13 protein-coding genes are annotated in these 16,627 nt (G+C 46.6%); all 13 read left to right on the plus strand.

Translation table 11 applies throughout. The annotated features are described in order from the left end of the window. Positions 1-42: 42 nt before the first annotated feature. The 13 genes from tssE to R3289_RS08095 are packed head-to-tail and all read left to right on the plus strand — an operon-like array spanning position 43 to position 16,613. Entirely contained in the window at positions 43-450 is a 408-nt protein-coding gene (tssE, locus tag R3289_RS08035; protein ID WP_318925003.1) for a type VI secretion system baseplate subunit TssE, read from the plus strand. Next, positions 447-2,198: a type VI secretion system baseplate subunit TssF gene (gene tssF / locus R3289_RS08040; protein WP_318925004.1), complete on the plus strand. Its 1,752-nt coding sequence runs from the start codon at positions 447-449 to the stop codon at positions 2,196-2,198. Before tssE ends, tssF begins: the two co-directional genes overlap by 4 nt. Further along, positions 2,162-3,169 (plus strand): type VI secretion system baseplate subunit TssG, encoded by a 1,008-nt coding sequence (gene tssG, locus R3289_RS08045; RefSeq protein WP_318925005.1) that lies wholly within the window; start codon positions 2,162-2,164, stop codon positions 3,167-3,169. Before tssF ends, tssG begins: the two co-directional genes overlap by 37 nt. Next, positions 3,163-5,745, plus strand: a complete 2,583-nt coding sequence (gene tssH, locus R3289_RS08050; protein WP_318925006.1) for a type VI secretion system ATPase TssH — start codon at positions 3,163-3,165, stop codon at positions 5,743-5,745. The genes tssG and tssH overlap by 7 nt, the downstream gene beginning before the upstream one ends. Continuing rightward, positions 5,742-7,325 carry a sigma-54 dependent transcriptional regulator gene (locus R3289_RS08055; protein WP_318925007.1) on the plus strand — a complete coding sequence of 528 codons (1,584 nt, stop codon included), beginning with the start codon at positions 5,742-5,744 and terminating at the stop codon, positions 7,323-7,325. The genes tssH and R3289_RS08055 overlap by 4 nt, the downstream gene beginning before the upstream one ends. Continuing rightward, entirely contained in the window at positions 7,322-7,453 is a 132-nt protein-coding gene (locus tag R3289_RS08060; protein ID WP_318925008.1) for a hypothetical protein, read from the plus strand. The genes R3289_RS08055 and R3289_RS08060 overlap by 4 nt, the downstream gene beginning before the upstream one ends. A 2-nt stretch (positions 7,454-7,455) precedes the next feature. Beyond that, complete coding sequence (gene tagH, locus R3289_RS08065; RefSeq protein WP_318925009.1) at positions 7,456-8,781, plus strand: type VI secretion system-associated FHA domain protein TagH; 1,326 nt, start codon at positions 7,456-7,458, stop codon at positions 8,779-8,781. Between the two features lie 8 nt (positions 8,782-8,789). Then, entirely contained in the window at positions 8,790-9,296 is a 507-nt protein-coding gene (gene tssJ / locus R3289_RS08070) for a type VI secretion system lipoprotein TssJ (protein WP_318925010.1), read from the plus strand. A 2-nt stretch (positions 9,297-9,298) separates the two neighbouring features. After that, on the plus strand, positions 9,299-10,621 hold the full coding sequence (gene tssK, locus R3289_RS08075) for a type VI secretion system baseplate subunit TssK (RefSeq protein WP_318925011.1): 1,323 nt from the start codon (positions 9,299-9,301) through the stop codon (positions 10,619-10,621). Between the two features lies 1 nt (position 10,622). After that, entirely contained in the window at positions 10,623-11,486 is an 864-nt protein-coding gene (gene icmH, locus R3289_RS08080) for a type IVB secretion system protein IcmH/DotU (protein ID WP_318925012.1), read from the plus strand. A gap of 5 nt (positions 11,487-11,491) precedes the next feature. After that, positions 11,492-15,028: a type VI secretion system membrane subunit TssM gene (gene tssM / locus R3289_RS08085; protein WP_318925013.1), complete on the plus strand. Its 3,537-nt coding sequence runs from the start codon at positions 11,492-11,494 to the stop codon at positions 15,026-15,028. 2 nt (positions 15,029-15,030) lie between these two features. Beyond that, a complete protein-coding gene (locus tag R3289_RS08090) occupies positions 15,031-15,702 on the plus strand; it encodes a PP2C family protein-serine/threonine phosphatase (RefSeq protein WP_318925014.1) in 672 nt (223 codons plus the stop codon). After that, complete coding sequence (locus R3289_RS08095; RefSeq protein WP_318925015.1) at positions 15,699-16,613, plus strand: serine/threonine-protein kinase; 915 nt, start codon at positions 15,699-15,701, stop codon at positions 16,611-16,613. Before R3289_RS08090 ends, R3289_RS08095 begins: the two co-directional genes overlap by 4 nt. Positions 16,614-16,627 lie beyond the last annotated feature (14 nt).

The raw sequence follows: 16,627 nt of genomic DNA on the forward strand, positions 1-16,627 counted from the left end.
CTCGTCTGTTGCTATGACGAGGCTCCGCCAGGTGAAATGAATATGCGAAACAGACTTTTTGATCGCCTGTCAGGCGAGGCAGAACATACCCGTCACTTATCGGATATCGATGCACTTTGCCTGTCGATTAAACAGCACATATCACAATTAATCGGGATCCGTCAGGGCTCAGCGATGACCGTGCCTCAACTCGGACTGCCTGATCTCAATAGCCAGCATATGAGTCCTTTTGACGCTATCCAGCATATACGACGTGAAATAGAACGTGTTATTCATCAATTTGAACCTCGCCTGCATGAAGCCTCGGTAAAGTACCTTGGCGATGTCAATAATCCGCTTAACCTTACCTTTAACATTGAAGGTAATGTAATGATCAATGGCAGCACAGACTGCATTTCTTTTTCGACACACTTGAATAATCATGACCGTCGCCGGGTTGAATGTTCATGAACTTCAACCATTACTACCTGAGTGAACTGGCAGCCCTCCGTGAACTTGGCAAAGAGTTTGCTGATGAAAACCCTGCACTGGCACCTTACCTTAGCCAGCAGGGTCAAGACCCTGATGTTGAACGATTATTTGAAGGTTTTGCCTTTCTAACCGGACGTCTGCGCCAGCGCCTTGATGATGAACTGCCAGAGCTTACCCATTCGCTTATGCGTTTACTATGGCCAAACTATGTTCGCCCTACGCCGGCGATCAGTACACTTGCCTTTACTCCAAAAGCTGAACTGAATCAGAAACAACTGATCCCGCGGGGCATCTCCGTTCGAAGCGAAACCGTCGAGGACGTGAGTTGCCAGTTCAAAACCTGTTTCGAAACCGAAATATATCCACTCTCGATTGCATCGACACAATATAACTCAACAGGAGATGGAGGGATCTATACGATCCGTTTAATGCTTGAAAATGGTGCAAAAATTGAGGCGATCAATCTCAATCAATTACGGTTTCATTTCCAAGGAGACAAAGCAACCTGCCTGAATCTGATCCTTGCGCTGCTAAACCACTGCAAACACATTGACTACCGCCTTTTAGACGCCGAATCAGAAGTCATCACTCAAACAGGGCTACCGGCAACATCCATAAAACCAGTTGGCTTTGCCGGCGAAGAAGGGCTTATTGATTATCCGCTAAATACTTTTATGGGCTATCGCCATATTCAAGAGTTTTTCTGTTATCCGGAAAAGTTTCAGTATATCGACCTGACGTCATTGCCGCTATGGACAGCAGAGCTCGCTGGTGAATGTACATGTGTCGAGTTTTCTTTTCATTTTGATCAACTGCCACTTAGCCAGTTTTATCCTGATCGTGCTGAAGCGACTTTATTTTGTACCCCTATTATTAATATCTTTGATACCGATACGTCGCCTCTATTGCTTGACCACCGTAAAACACTTTATAAATTAACTCCGGTAACTGACCATAAAGCCAGCGGCATTGTGATTGGAATCAACAGCGTAACGGGATGGCAGCCAGGGCAGCAAGGTCGAATTACCTTTCATGACTTTGAATCATTCGAACACGATGCGCAAAATGGTAAAGGCAGTTATTACAGTATCAAACAGTCACCTAACATTGTGACTCGCCAGATTGATACCTATTTGTCGTTCAACCTACAAACCACCACCTATCGCGCAATCACCGTTTCAGTCTCGGTCACTGCCTGCAATGGTCAACTCCCCCAATCACTGCCTCTGGGCAGCATTTGCGAAATGACCGACTCATCGCCTGAATTTACAACATTTAAGAACATTACCATGCCCACGCCTTTATATGCGCCGCCATTTGAAAAAGATGGATTGTGGTCATTAATTTCCAATATGTCGCTGAACTATGTATCTCTGACTAAACCCGAAGCACTAAAAAAAATCCTTAAAGCCTATGACTTCCCGGGAAATCAGGATGATACAAAAGCCAAAAGAACCCGCCACCTGCTTGATGGCATTAAAAATATCAAGGCAGACCCCGTCGATCTCTTGCTTAAAGGGTTACCTGTGCGGGGGACCCATACTCACTTAACGCTCGATACCAAACATTTTCTCTGTGAGGGAGAGCTCTACCTGTTCACAGCCGTGCTTAACGAGTTTTTTTCGCTTTACGCCAGCATCAACGCATTCAACATGCTTTCAGTCCACAGTACCGAAGGAGGAGACTACTCATGGCCAGTGCGAGTCGGTCAACAACCCGTGATCTGATTGAGTTTGACCGTGATATCAGACGTTTCAACGTCATTCAGGCGATTGATAAAATCTGTAGCTGGCTAATGGAGCAGCACCCGGAACTCGATAAGGATCAGGCTTACGAACGCATTCAATTCATCGCCAATCCGTCACAGGCTTTTGCTGCCAGTGATATAGATCGCGTTGAGGCCTATACCGACAAATACGGGCAATACCGGACCACGATTACCTTGAATTTACTCGCACTGTTTGGCGCTTCTTCGCCATTACCCAGCTATTACAGTGATTACGTCTCTAATAACGAGTCCAAAGCGATTCAGAACTTTCTGGATATTTTTCATCATCGTATTCACCGCTTGCTCCATACAATCTGGAAGAAATATCGGTATAACGCATCATTTCGAAGCGGCGCATCTGATCCCTTCTCAAACTACACCTTCTCACTACTCGGCCTGCAGGATGAGACATTACGAACCAATGACAATATTGACTGGGTCAGGTTACTGCCATATCTCGGGCTGCTCAATCAACGGGTACGTTCAGCCGCCGCTATAGAAGCCACACTTCGTTACTATTTTCAGTTACCAAAAATTGATATTGAACAGTGCACATTACGTTACTGCGCGATCCACCCGAGCCAGAAAAATCAACTTGGCACAGTCAATAATACCTTAGGCCAAACAACCGTCTTAGGTGAAACCATCCGTGATCGCGCCAACAAATTCCGGATCCATATCCGCGAACTCACTTGGGTGCAGTTCCATCGTTTTCTTGAAGGAAAGCCAGATTGGCTCACCTTACATCAGCTCGTTCGCTTCGCGGTAAAAGATCCGATGGACTTCGATATTCAGCTTCACCTTCAACAGGGCGAACCTCGACCACTCAAAATTCAAACCGACAATGAATGTCGTCTTGGATGGACGAGTTGGCTAGGTTCCAAACCTAATGAGAGCAATATTACCCTTTCAGGAAACACACTATGTTAAACGTAGAGCTACAACAATTGATCAAAGCCTTGGATAAAGAATCGCATCAGGCATTGGAGCAAGCGGCTCAGCTATGTGTATCACGCGGTGGGCAAGAAGTGCTGTGTGAAGATGTCATTCTAGCACTCCTAAATAATCCGAAAAGCTTTTGGAATAACGCTTGCCAGCAGTTTGAACTATCCACAAATGGGTTGGTTAAAACCTTGCAACATGGACGTAAAATCTCAACCAATGAGACCCTGCACCCGGTATTATCACCAGCATTAATCGCATGGTTACAAGAGGCATACCTGTTTGCCACCTTACAGCTCAAACAGCAAGAAATTCTCTCTGGTTGCTTACTGCTCGCGCTGCTGACAAACCCGGGACGATACGGACATGCCCCGTATTTTGAAGTTTTAAACCAGATCCCAGCAGACAAACTGGAAAACCAACTGCTGGGTTTAATTGAAACAGCGCATCAACAGCAATCTCGTCAGGTTGACGGCGACGAGACGCTGGAAGCCTACACCACCAATTATACTCAACTTGCCAGAGACCATCGTATCGACCCGGTGCTATGTCGTGATCAGGAGATCCGGCAAATGATTGACATTCTGGCTCGCCGCCGAAAAAACAACCCGATGATCGTCGGTGAAGCCGGTGTCGGAAAAACTGCTCTGGTTGAAGGACTGGCATTGAAAATAGCGGCAGGTGAAGTGCCGGACATTCTCGCAGATGTCAGCCTGCTCTCACTTGATCTTGGTTTATTGCAAGCCGGTGCCAGTATAAAAGGTGAATTTGAACGGCGCTTAAATGCGGTGATCAACGCAGTACAACAAAGTCCAACTCCTATTATTCTCTTTATTGATGAAGCCCACACCCTCATTGGTGCCGGTGGCCAAGCTGGCGGAAACGATGCCGCAAACCTGTTAAAACCCGCGCTTGCCAGAGGCGAGTTACGCACGATTGGCGCCACAACCTGGTCGGAGTACAAAAAATACATTGAAAAAGATCCGGCATTAGCCCGTCGCTTCCAACCGATAAAAGTCGATGAACCTGATGTTGAGCAGGCCATCACCATCTTACGAGGCTTAGCAAGCCGCTATGAAGAAGCCCATGGCGTGTACATTCGTGACGATGCCATCAGTGCCGCCGCGGAATTATCGGCACGCTACCTGACAGGGCGCCAACTACCGGATAAAGCGATCGATTTGCTCGATACCGCTTGTGCTCGAGTTAAAATCAACTTGCGCTCCAAACCTGAGCCATTAGAAAAATATCTGCACCAGATCGCGATCACCGAGCGTGAATTGCAGTCTCACCTGCGCGATCAGGAAGCCGGACTCGAAAAAGATCCGACGCAAATAGCAGCGCTTCAAGAGCTACTGACCACCAGCCAAATCGAATACGCTGCGCTGGAAATGCTTTGGCTCCAGCAAACCGAGCTTGCCCAAGCACTGCTTGATATCCGTTCAACCATCAATACTGTCAGTGATGAAGATAAACAGGCACAAATTGAACACCAGACACGCTTAGCAAGCGAGCTTGCCGAACTAAAAGCACAAACAGACTTAGTCAATTATGAAGTCTGCCCGGCTTTAATTGGTGAAGTCATCGCACACTGGACGGGCATTCCGCTCGGTACCTTAATGAAGGCGAGAAACGAGCAAGTACTGAATATCCGGCAACAGCTTAAAGATCAGATCAAAGGACAGGACGATGCTGTTATCGCCCTCGAACAGGCTGTACAGGCAACCGCTGCCGGACTGAATAATCCTAACGCCCCGACGGGTGTGTTTCTCTTTGTCGGTCCCAGTGGTATCGGGAAAACTCAGACTGCTCAGGCGCTTGCCAACTTAATGTACGGTGGTGAGCAATTCCTGACGACTATCAACATGTCCGAATTTCAGGAAAAACATACCGTTTCCCGTCTGATTGGCTCTCCTCCGGGTTATGTCGGTTATGGCGAAGGCGGGGTATTAACCGAAGCCGTGCGTCAGCGTCCGTATTCGGTTATTTTGCTCGATGAAGTGGAGAAAGCCGATCCGGAAGTCATGAATCTGTTCTATCAGATTTTTGATAAAGGTATTGTCAATGATGGCGAAGGACGCGAAATTAATTTTCGCCAGACCCTGATCATCATGACCTCAAATCTTGCCTCTGACGTCATCACCCGACTCTGTGAAGAGCAGCGACCAGATAGCCAAACCCTAAAAACGGCGATCCGCCCAACGCTCAACCACTACTTTAAGCCGGCCCTCGTGGCACGAATGAACATCGTGCCCTTTTACCCGCTGGAGCAAGACACGTTAGCGCAATTAGCTGAAATTCGCATGAACCAGCTTGGTGAACAGTTGGCGAGGCAGAATATTGCCTTTACCTTCGATGATGAGGTGCTTTCCCACATCGCAGCCAGCTGTACCCTGACCGAAACCGGTGCCCGCAATATTGATGCCCTGATCAACGGACAACTGAAACCGACCCTCTCGGCCCAAATAATTACCGCCATGTCAACCAACACACCATTGCATAGTATTCACTTGGGCCAAGATGAAAACGGCCAGTTTTGTTGCGAGTTTAAGGAGGCAGAATGAGCACTGCTCACGCTCAATATTACACGCAATCCCTCGCTTCAGCACTCGACATGCTTGAGCGACAAACCAGCCATACCGGTCTTCTGACCTGTTGGCTAAAATCAGTGAGACAGCTTACCGAGGCGGCGTCGGTTCAATGCTTTCTGCTGAAGCCTGAAGGTGAGCTGATTAAAACAGCCAGAGCGAACCTCGACGGTGTCGACATCGAGATTAACCCCCCGACGCTTTCAGATACTGACTATGATGCTGACAATGCTCTAACGCTCTGTCTCACAGAGAGAAAACATATCGAAATGCGGTATAGCCAGTGTAATGAGACATTACGGCATATCCTCTTTACTTCCTCTGAGCGTTACACCCTGAACGAAGGCTGCATCCTGCTGTTGCCACTACATACGCAAGATGAAAACAGTTCGGTTAATGGTGTTCTTGCTATCTACCAAGCAGAAGAAATCGATAGCAACGACATACCGGCTGTTCAATCACTTAATGGCGTGGCTTTAAGTAAGATATTACAAATGCGTTCGCTGAGCAAAGCCGCGTCCGCACTGTTCAAAATTCAACAACAGTCTCCGCCAATCCCAAGCGACTATGGCATCGTGGGTGACAGTGATGCCATAAAAAAAGTGCGCCTTAAGATTTCTCAGGCACTTCACATTAATCGTAATGTCTTGGTAACAGGCGAAACTGGCACCGGTAAAGAACTGGTCGCCAGAGCAATCCAGCAAAGCGGTAGCCGTCGGACACAAGCTTTTTGTATCCAAAACTGTGCCAGCATCCCAGATCATCTGCTTGAAAGCGAGCTATTTGGTTACCACAAAGGGGCGTTTACCGGGGCCAATAAGGATTACCCGGGATTACTTCGCTCTGCCGATAAAGGGACTGTTTTCCTCGATGAGATTGGTGATATGCCATTGCAGCTTCAAGCCAAGCTATTGCGAGTACTGGAAGACAAGCAAGTACGGCCTCTTGGTTCGACCCAATCGTTTCCTATCGATATTCGTATTATTGCAGCCACGCATCAACACTTAGACAAATTGATCTCCGAAGGTAAGTTTCGTCACGACCTTTATTATCGCTTAGCGCAATTTCCAATCGCCCTGCCCAATTTAAAAGCCCGCAATCGAGATGCGGTTTTACTAGCGAACTATTTTATTCATGCCTATGCCAAAGAGCACCAAACACCACCAGCAATACTCACAGAAGAAGCAGAAGCTATTCTGCTCAGCTACAGCTTTCCCGGCAACGTACGGGAACTTAAAAACCTCGTCGATCGCGCTTTAATTATTTCGCAAAACTCAGGTGCCATCACACCGGAGCTTTTTGCCTATGAACTGCAAAGCTTACCGGCGTCTTGTGAAGACGAATCACACCATACAACCTCACAGCCCATTAAAGAAGGCAACAGTTTTACGGCTCAGGTTGATGACTTTGAACGCCAGCTCCTGACTCACTTTTTAAGCAAATATCAAGGCAACCTTCGTGCAGTCGCACAAGCATTAAAACTCTCGAAGGGTTCGCTCGACTATCGCATGCGTAAATTCAATCTGCTAGCAAAAGACTGGAGAGACCGAGTATGAAAGACCTATATACCGCCCTGTTGGCCCTATTTGTATTAACAGCCTGTAGCAACGCCGATGGCTACCGCTCATTAGGGGACAAAGAGCCAGCACCACAAGCAGAGATAATCGCAGAGGAAGGAAAATAAGCATGGATCTCGTCTTCAATATAATTAGTGCTGATGACTACCCAGCCAATTTAACAACATCATTTACCTTTAAAAAAGCGGGGGGCACCATAGGCCGAGGTGACTACGCCGAATGGTTCCTGCCCGATACCAAGCGCCAGATATCTAATATCCACGCAACGATTTCTTTTGACGACGATTCGTACTTCATCACAGATAGCAGTACCAACGGCACCTTTCTTGATGGGGAGGATGCACCGCTAAATAAAGGCGAAGCGCATCCCATCCACCATGGCGACAGCTTCAGGATAGGCAATTACCTGATGCAAGTCACTCTGGTACAAGATCCAGAACAATATGCTGCAGACAAAGAAACACTTCGCGCCCTGATCCCAGATGACAGTTTCCTTGACGATGAACCGGTTGACGAATTACTGGAAAGCGATCAAGACCTGCAGAACCTGCAAATAATAGCGGCTTCTCAAACCGAAGAGAAAGAAAGTGATGACAGTTTACTTAAAGAGCATATTCCATCCCCCGTGCTCGATCACTCTGTTCGCCATGAAGCAGGATTAGACCAAATTCCAGAAGACTTTACGATTAATGGCGACGTAATCATCCATGAAAGCGAGGGTGTTAGTAACAATGACCCGGATAATGAGAGCAATGACGTTAATATAAATAACGATATTGAGGCAGAACCGATTAATCAGCAGTCTTCCCGATCACAGACGGGACACAGAGCGGCCACCGCACATCAGTACTCAGATTCCGCCATTCTCAGCGCGTTAAGCAAAGGGCTGGGGGTCGACCTTCCCCAGCAAAGCGATCAGCAACAGCTCGCGCACGATATCGGCGTACTTTTACGTCAGTCCGTTGGCGGCCTGCAGCAATTGCTCCGTACCCGGGCGGAAATGAAAAACAACCTGCGCGGCAAAGCGACAACAATACAGGGACAAGGCAATAATCCGCTCAAGTTCAGCCATGATGCCTCAGAGGCTCTCAATATACTACTGGCGAAAAAAAGGGGCTTTCTTACTGGGCCAGAAGCCATTACTCAGGGCTGCAATGATATTCAAGCCCACCAGCTCGCCATCAACGATGCCAGCCAACATATGGTGCAAGAGCTTATCGAAAAGCTGTCGCCACAAACACTGACCTACCGTTTCATCCAGGAAGGTGTTAAAGCCAGCTTTGGCCGTGCAGACGCCAAATACTGGCGTGCTTACTCGCAATTACATGAAAAAATCCAGAATGATGCTGAATGGCGTAATGCCTTGCTAGAGCAAGATTTTGCTAAACACTATGAAACACATTTACAACTGCTAAATACAGCCTTACGCGCATGAGGATAACAATGAAAAGATTAATACCACTACTCTTTTGCAGTCTGCTTTTTGCCTGCAGCAGCACGCCGGATCCCACACTGGTTGATCTCACACTGATCGCCACGTCAGATCTTAATCCGGATCAAACCGGGCGGCCATCACCAATGGTGGTGAAAATAGTGGAACTGAAAGCAGCGACAGGATTCGAAAATGCAACGTTTTTTGACCTCTACGAAAATACCCAAAAAACCCTGGGACCTGATTTCATTGCTGAAGAAGAGCTTATTTTACGCCCAGGCGAAAAACATAACATGAAGCTAAATCTCAATGAAAATAGCCGGTTCATTGGGATTATTGGCGCCTATCAGCAAATCAATGATGCCGAATGGCGCTTTTTGCAAACGCTGGAAAAAGAAGAGCTGCAAAAAGTTGAACTCGGTATCACTGACTCCGGCATCTTTCGGATCAAGCGCGTTTCACTTCGTAACAAACATGGACAATCTAACAATTTACAATCGCAAGGCGAAGGTTCTTAGATATGTATAAGGTCATTTGGCAAGAAGGGATGCTGTTACGACCACAGCATTTCCAGCAACATGAACGCTATATGCATCATCAGCTGCAGGTTCGTTCACAGAATCAGAATCGTTTTAACTGGGGGTTTTATTCCCTCAGTATAGACCTACACCATTTATCGGTCGGCAAGGTATTGATTAATGAAGCTAAAGGTGTCCTTCCTGATGGAACGCTATTCGATATTAATCACCAATCAAAACCGCTGATCTGGCAAGCGACACAAGATGCAAATGGCGCGACACTGTATCTGTCACTCCCCGTGACAACCCTTAATACACCAGAAAGTCGCCGCGAAGATGATAACCATATATCAACGCGCTTCACCGCTTTTGATGTCACGATTGCAGATAATAATGCGCATACGCAGAACATTCAAAGCCTGACATGTGGCCAGCACGATTTTCAGATCCTTGATGAAAGTGCCATTGATAACCATTGGGTGAAATTGAAGCTGTGTAAAATCAAGCAAGTCACCCCTGAAGGGGTGGTTGAGTTTGAGAGCTACTTTGAACCGAGTTATATCAATGGACGCCACTCAGATGTGATTCAGAAAATCTTGCGCGAAGCGCTGAACCTGGTGACTCATCGCGCCAACGTGCTAGCTGAACGTATTATTCAATCGGGTCATGCGACCTCTGAGATCGGTGATTTCCTTCTTCTCCAACTGTTAAATAAATATGAGCCGATCCTGCACTATCTGTACCACAGCGGGGCGTATCATCCGGAAGAACTCTTTCTTCACTTAGCTTCACTTCATGGGGAGTTATCGACCTATGCCCCGAAAACCAGACGCACGGATCTCAGCTTGCAGTATCAACACCATGATCAGGCATCCTGTTTCCGCGAGCTCATGCGAGCACTGCGACATCAACTTACCCAGACATTGAAACAAAATGCGATTGAAATTGAATTGCAGACTCGCAAACATGGCGTACTTGTTGCGCCCGTTAATGAAAAAGACCTCCTGATGGAAGCCTCTTTCATCTTGGCTGCCCGTACTAATATCGACCCGGAAACATTGCGTAAACAATTGCCACCTAAGCTCAAAGTGGGGCCTGTCGAAAAAATCCGTAACCTTGTCAATCTTCAGTTACCCGGCATTCGCTGTCGCGCGTTATCTGTCGCTCCCCGCCAAGTGCCTTACCATGGGGACTACTGTTACTTCGCGTTGGATCTCAACACCACTGATCGTGCCCAGCTTGCTCAGTCCGGCGGTTTCGCTTTTCATATCGCCGGCGAATACAGTGATCTTTCACTTCAATTCTGGGCAATAAGGAACAGTTAATATGAATACTTCACTTATCCCTGCAAAATCTGCAAATGCAGTAGATAGAACAGTACTGATTAACCATGCACCGTACGAGTCATCACCTTCGTTAACAGCAAATGATAACGCACCGCATTTCGAGCATCTGCAAGAACGAATGGTATATGCCACCCGCGTCAAGTCCGAGGAGCAAAGTGTTGTCGGGATCAATCCACTCATTGATGCTGCCTCATCTCTGCTGATCTTACCCTCCGAATTAAAACGGGAAATGCACCTTGATATCGAACTGTTGCAAAGCCGGCTGGTCGGTGAAATTAAAGCATTCGAATTTCAGGCCACTAACCTTGGCATTGACAATAGCCAGCTTGCTATTTCCCGCTACGTGCTTTGTACCTTCATTGATGAAACAGTGGTGACCACCCCATGGGGAAATGACAGTGGCTGGTCGCAGCATTCCATGCTCAGTACCTTCCATAATGAAACCTATGGCGGTGAGAAGTTTTTTTTACTGCTGGAACGTCTGACACGCAACCCGGCTAAATACCTCCATTTGCTTGAGCTAATGTACCTTTGCCTGAGCCTTGGTTTTGAGGGGAAGTATCGCGTACTTGCGCGAGGTCTTACAGAATTGGAGGCGATTCGCGACAGTTTGTATCGGCAAATCCGCATGTTGCGCGGAGACAACCCGAGCACCCTATCCCCAAACTGGGAACCAAAAAGCCTTCAACGTCATAAACTGACACGAAGAACGTCACTGCTGGGTATTGGTTGCTTGGTCATACTTAGTCTCGCCGCCCTGTATAGCGGCTTTTACTACGTACTTGATCAGCAATCCGCACTTGTTATCGACAACTACGTACAGATCAGTGAACAGGGAAGTTAAAAGCAATGAAAGCTGTATTTAAAAAAATATGGAACACCTTTAAGCAAGTATGGTGCTGGAGTCTATTCCTGACCCTTACCTTGTGCGTATTACTTGTGCTATGGGGCGACCAAGTTGCCATCGCCGGTAACGCCATATTGTCCGCTACCAGCCATAAAATGGTTGCCTGTTTTGTGCTTTTAATCGTTTGGGCTGCATGCATCAGCATTCATCACCAGATCAAAAAGCGTCAGGCCCAGGCAGCTCAAGATCGCGCAGAAATAGAGGCTCAGGCTGCTCAGCAATCCTTAATCCGTGAAACAGTCGATGCGTTAACCGATAGACTCAATGAGGCCGTTGCCACCATCAAACGGGCAGGTCTATACGGTAGGCTTGACGATCGTGTTAAGTATCAGCTTCCCTGGTATATGGTTATCGGTCCGCAAAGCAGCGGCAAGACTACATTACTTGAATGCTCCGGACTTGATTTCCCGCTGAACCAAGCCAGCGGAAAGTTCACCCGTGATATTCAACGCAGCCAACATTGTGAATGGTATTTTGCCAACCATGCAGTATTGGTTGACGCTGGCGGACGGTATTTCGATCAACCAGAATCCAACATCGAAGGGCCGGTTTGGGTCAAATTTCTCAACACGCTCCGAACTAAACGTCGTCGAAGACCGCTAAATGGCCTGCTGCTCACTATTGATATTCAGACATTACAAAACCCGGATGAAAATGAAATTGAGCAGCATGCCCGCTATGTACGCGAACGGTTGCAAGAAATCCGTCACCACCTAAATTCTGATATCCCGGTCTACCTGGTATTAACCAAAACGGATTTGGTTACAGGCTTTGATGCGTTTTTTGCCCACCTTAACCGCGACGATATGGATCAGGTGGTTGGCGTCACCTTTAACCAAGGCGAAGGCGAACAGGCCGAAAAAGTAAAATTTGAATTCGAAGAGCTACTGCGTCGCTTCAACGCCCAGCTTCTTCCGCTCTTCCATGCTGAGCGTGACTTAGCACGCCGTTCTGATTTACTCCAGTTTCCCCGTCAACTCAGCTCCATTGTTGAACGGCTAGCCCTGTTCTGTGAATTGTCCTTTTCTGAAACACGCTACCACCGCCCGACGCACCTGCGCGGCCTCTACCTCACATCAGTTCCGGAACCCACAACGGATATTACCGAATCTACTGCTGTCATTGGCCAAAACCTGAGCATGAGCCAACGCGTACTGCCAACTAGCCGCCATCAACGAGGATTTTTTATTCGCCGTTTATTAGATGATGTTATCTTTCCGAACAGTGAACTGGCCACGTTAGATGAAAAATATGAACAAAAGATTAAGTGGATTAACCGCTCCGTATATATTGCATCAGCTTTAATTATCATCGGACTGGGTAGCGTCTGGGTTAACGGTTTTTTGGGTAACCACCAGAAACAGCAAACAATGCTAACCCTGAAAAACCAATACCAGGATCAGTTACTGCATATTTCTCCCCTTGCCGATGAAATTGAACTTCTTCCGGCACTAAATACGCTTTACCATTCAACTCAAATTTATAATCCGGATCAGCTCCAATACCTCGAAAAACATTCCGGATTAAATCAAGGAACAAAAATCGCCTCCGTTGCTGAAGCGGTTTACTATCAGCAATTACAAGAACTGCTGTTACCTCGTATCACCAGTGAATTAGAGAATCAGATCTCGAGCAACCAGCAAAATCGTGAATTCCTGACCAAATCGCTTCGCGCCTACCTGATGATGAATATGCAGGAACGCATGGATAAAGCGTTTATGAGCGAATGGATAGCCGTTAACTGGTCATATCGCTACAGTGGATCCGCGACGGAACAAAATGAACTACAGGGACACTTTAATCGTTTGCTCAATGCCGGCTTTAAGCCTGTAACGCTGAATCAGAATTTGGTTGCCAAAACCCGTAAGCTATTGCGCCAGGCAAGTACACCGGAGCTGGTTTATCAACAAATTAAAGAAGAAGCGAGCAACCAGAAACTCTCCAATATTAGATTCAGTGACTACTTAGGCCCAAATCAGATTTTATTCACCAATGTCGATGTCGTCATTCCCGGTTTATATAGCCAGCAAGGCTACCAACGTGTCTTTTTAAGCAAAGGGTTAGAGCAAGTTAAAAGCCTAATTAATGAAAACTGGGTAGTTGGAACATCATCTGATCTGAGCGCATTAGAAATTCGTGAAATCTATGCCGATGTCGAAAATTTATATTTCCGAGACTACCTTCGTTACTGGCAGGACGCTGTTGATCAACTGAAAGTGATCCCGGTGTCGACTCTCGATCAGGCGGTCTCACAAACCACAAGTGTCACCGCAGCCGGTCAGCCCGTGGTTAAAGTGCTGGCACTCATTAAAGAAAACACTACCTTTGTTGATGAAAGCCAATTAGCCAAGGATGGAACGAAAGCCGGATTAGAAGAAGGGTCTAAACACGTTACCAACTACAAAGCGAAACGACTGGCTAAACTGGCTGCGGGAGCCCTGCCTAAAGCTGACAATAAAACCTGGACCGCAAGGCGCAGTGTTTCTCATCAGTTTGATAAGTTAAATACGCTGATTCCTGATGGTATCGAGGCCAGTATTCCCCTGCAAGATGCACTGGTCACAATCAACGATCTTAACAGCAGTCTATCGATCATTAAGCATTCCCTGAATACGCCTCAATCTTCTTTCGATGCGGCCCGAAAACGGATGCAAGGCAAAATATCCGAAATCGATAAAGTACGGAACACTGCCCGCAATTTGCCTCAGCCACTTTCTTCATGGTGGAATCAAGTGGCCGATAACGCGTGGAATATTGTATTAACTGAAGCGCAGAAACACGTACAAATGCTCTATAACGATCATGTCATTGTGCCGTACACCTTAACATTGAAAGGTCGTTACCCATTCACCACCAGCAACCGCGATGTCAATATTGCAGACTTCAATGCCTTCTTCCAGAAAGACGGGGTACTGGACAAGTTCTATCGTTCAACATTAGCACCATTTGTACAAAACCGCGGTGGGTCATTATCGCTCAGCGCCTTAAATGGACGTGATCTTGGCCTTTCCACGCAGTTCATGTACCAGTATTCACAAGGCTTGCAAATTCAGCATACCTTCTATGGCCGCAATAAAACCCAGCCTAAAATCGGGTTTAAAATCGCACCATTTGAGCTGGATGCAACCGCTTTGCAGGCCGAATTTAACTATGGCGATCAGACAGTGTTATATCGCCACGGTCCGATTCAGAAGAAATCGCTGAGCTGGCCAATCAGCGAACAACGCCAATTCGTCAACTTTGTTCTTAAAGATTTAAGTGGTGTAAATGTCGTGAGTAAGCAAGCAACTGGGCCCTGGGCATTTTTCCGGATCCTTGACGGCTTCAAGGTCAACAAATATCAGGGGCAAGATGTCCTCAAGATCGATCTGCAAAACAAGGGGATGAACGCTCAATACCTTATTTACAGTGATCGCACCCCAACCCCATTTGACCGTAAGCTGCTAAAAAACTTTACACTTCCTAAGAGGCTATCGTAATTATGGGCACACATTTTCATTCTGCACATTTTACTCATGTGGGTAAAGTCAGAGCCAAAAATGAAGATGCGGTACTGTCACTTGGCCCAGAAAATATCTGGGTCATCGCTGATGGAATGGGCGGGTATGAATATGGCGAGATAGCAAGCAGAATGGTGATTGAGGCGATTCAGCATCAGATCTTTTCTGGTTCACTAGAAGAACGAGTAGCAATGATTAAAGACGCGCTTTATCGCGTCAATCATCATCTCAGTCAGGAGAAGACCCTGTCTCAAAGTGCAGTCATTGGCAGTACTGTCTGTTTGCTTATCGCCTTCCAAGGACATATCGCCTGTTTGTGGGCAGGCGATTCCCGTTGTTACCTTTATCGGCGAAACCGGTTATATCAAGTATCCAGAGATCATAGCCAGCGCCTCAATGGTCGTTCGGTGTTAACCCGGGCAATTGGAATGGGAAGTAAATTGAATATCGAACACTGCATCCTGGCTGTTCAGAACGATGATACTTTCTTACTCACAACGGATGGGCTTCATAACGCCTTAACAGCCAAAATGATTCAGGCCTCGATGTCGTCTGACAGCCCCATAAAGGGTTCTGAAAAACTGAAATCAAAAGCGCTGCAAACGGAAGCGAGTGACAATTTATCTGCCATTATGATCAAGGTTACCCCATGACAGAACAATCCAGCTTGTCGTTATCACCAACCGATAAAAAACAGTCAGCATGTTTACCCGTGCAAGATGAGGTATTAAATAAGCGTTATCGCTTAAATAAGATTTTAGGCGTGGGAGGAATGGGCGTTGTCTATCAGGCAAGTGATTTACTGCTACTGAGTTTAGGGGTTAATCAGATCCATTTCGCGATCAAAATGCTGACCCGAGAAGCGCTAGAATATACCGATGCCGGACTACTGCTGGTCAATGAGTTTACTCAGGCCCAAAAGCTGCAACACGCCAATATCTTACCCATTAACCAGATTGATATTTGCCAGCAAAGCCATAATGCATTTATCGTGATGCCAAAAATGGAAGGCGAACCATTATCGATGCTACTCGCATCACCTTTTGGTATTACCAAAGAAAAAGAGCGCTTTGTACTCGCATCATCATTGATATTTTCCGTTCTCCATTGCCATAAAAAAGGTGTCATTCATGGTGATATAAAGCCCGAAAATATTATGATTGATAAAAATGGCCATCTGACCCTGTTCGATTTCAGTATCAGTCGAAGTGTGAACGAAAAAAACAACCGATGTGCTATCGATTTTTCTAAAGTCCACGCATGGAGCGGGGATTACGCTGCGCCAGAGGTTTTAGCAGGAACAGCACCAACAATTAAAAGCGATCAATACTCGCTGTGTGTTTTACTGTATAAATTAATTTTCAACATTCGCCATAACGCGAATGAAACACCAATGGTTATCGACAAGAACTTAAAATATGTGCCGTTACAAGCCATTCTTATTTCAGGTATGCAGCGTGAACCCAACCAACGGCACGTAAATTTCACCGAATTGCTATCAACCTTAAAAGTACTAAAAGATGAATTAACCCAGCGACGCAAAAATAAGTTTTTCTTTTTTTAGGAGTGATACTCACC

Origin of the sequence: Photobacterium sp. (genome assembly GCF_033720175.1) — a bacterium.
Lineage (GTDB): Bacteria > Pseudomonadota > Gammaproteobacteria > Enterobacterales > Vibrionaceae > Photobacterium.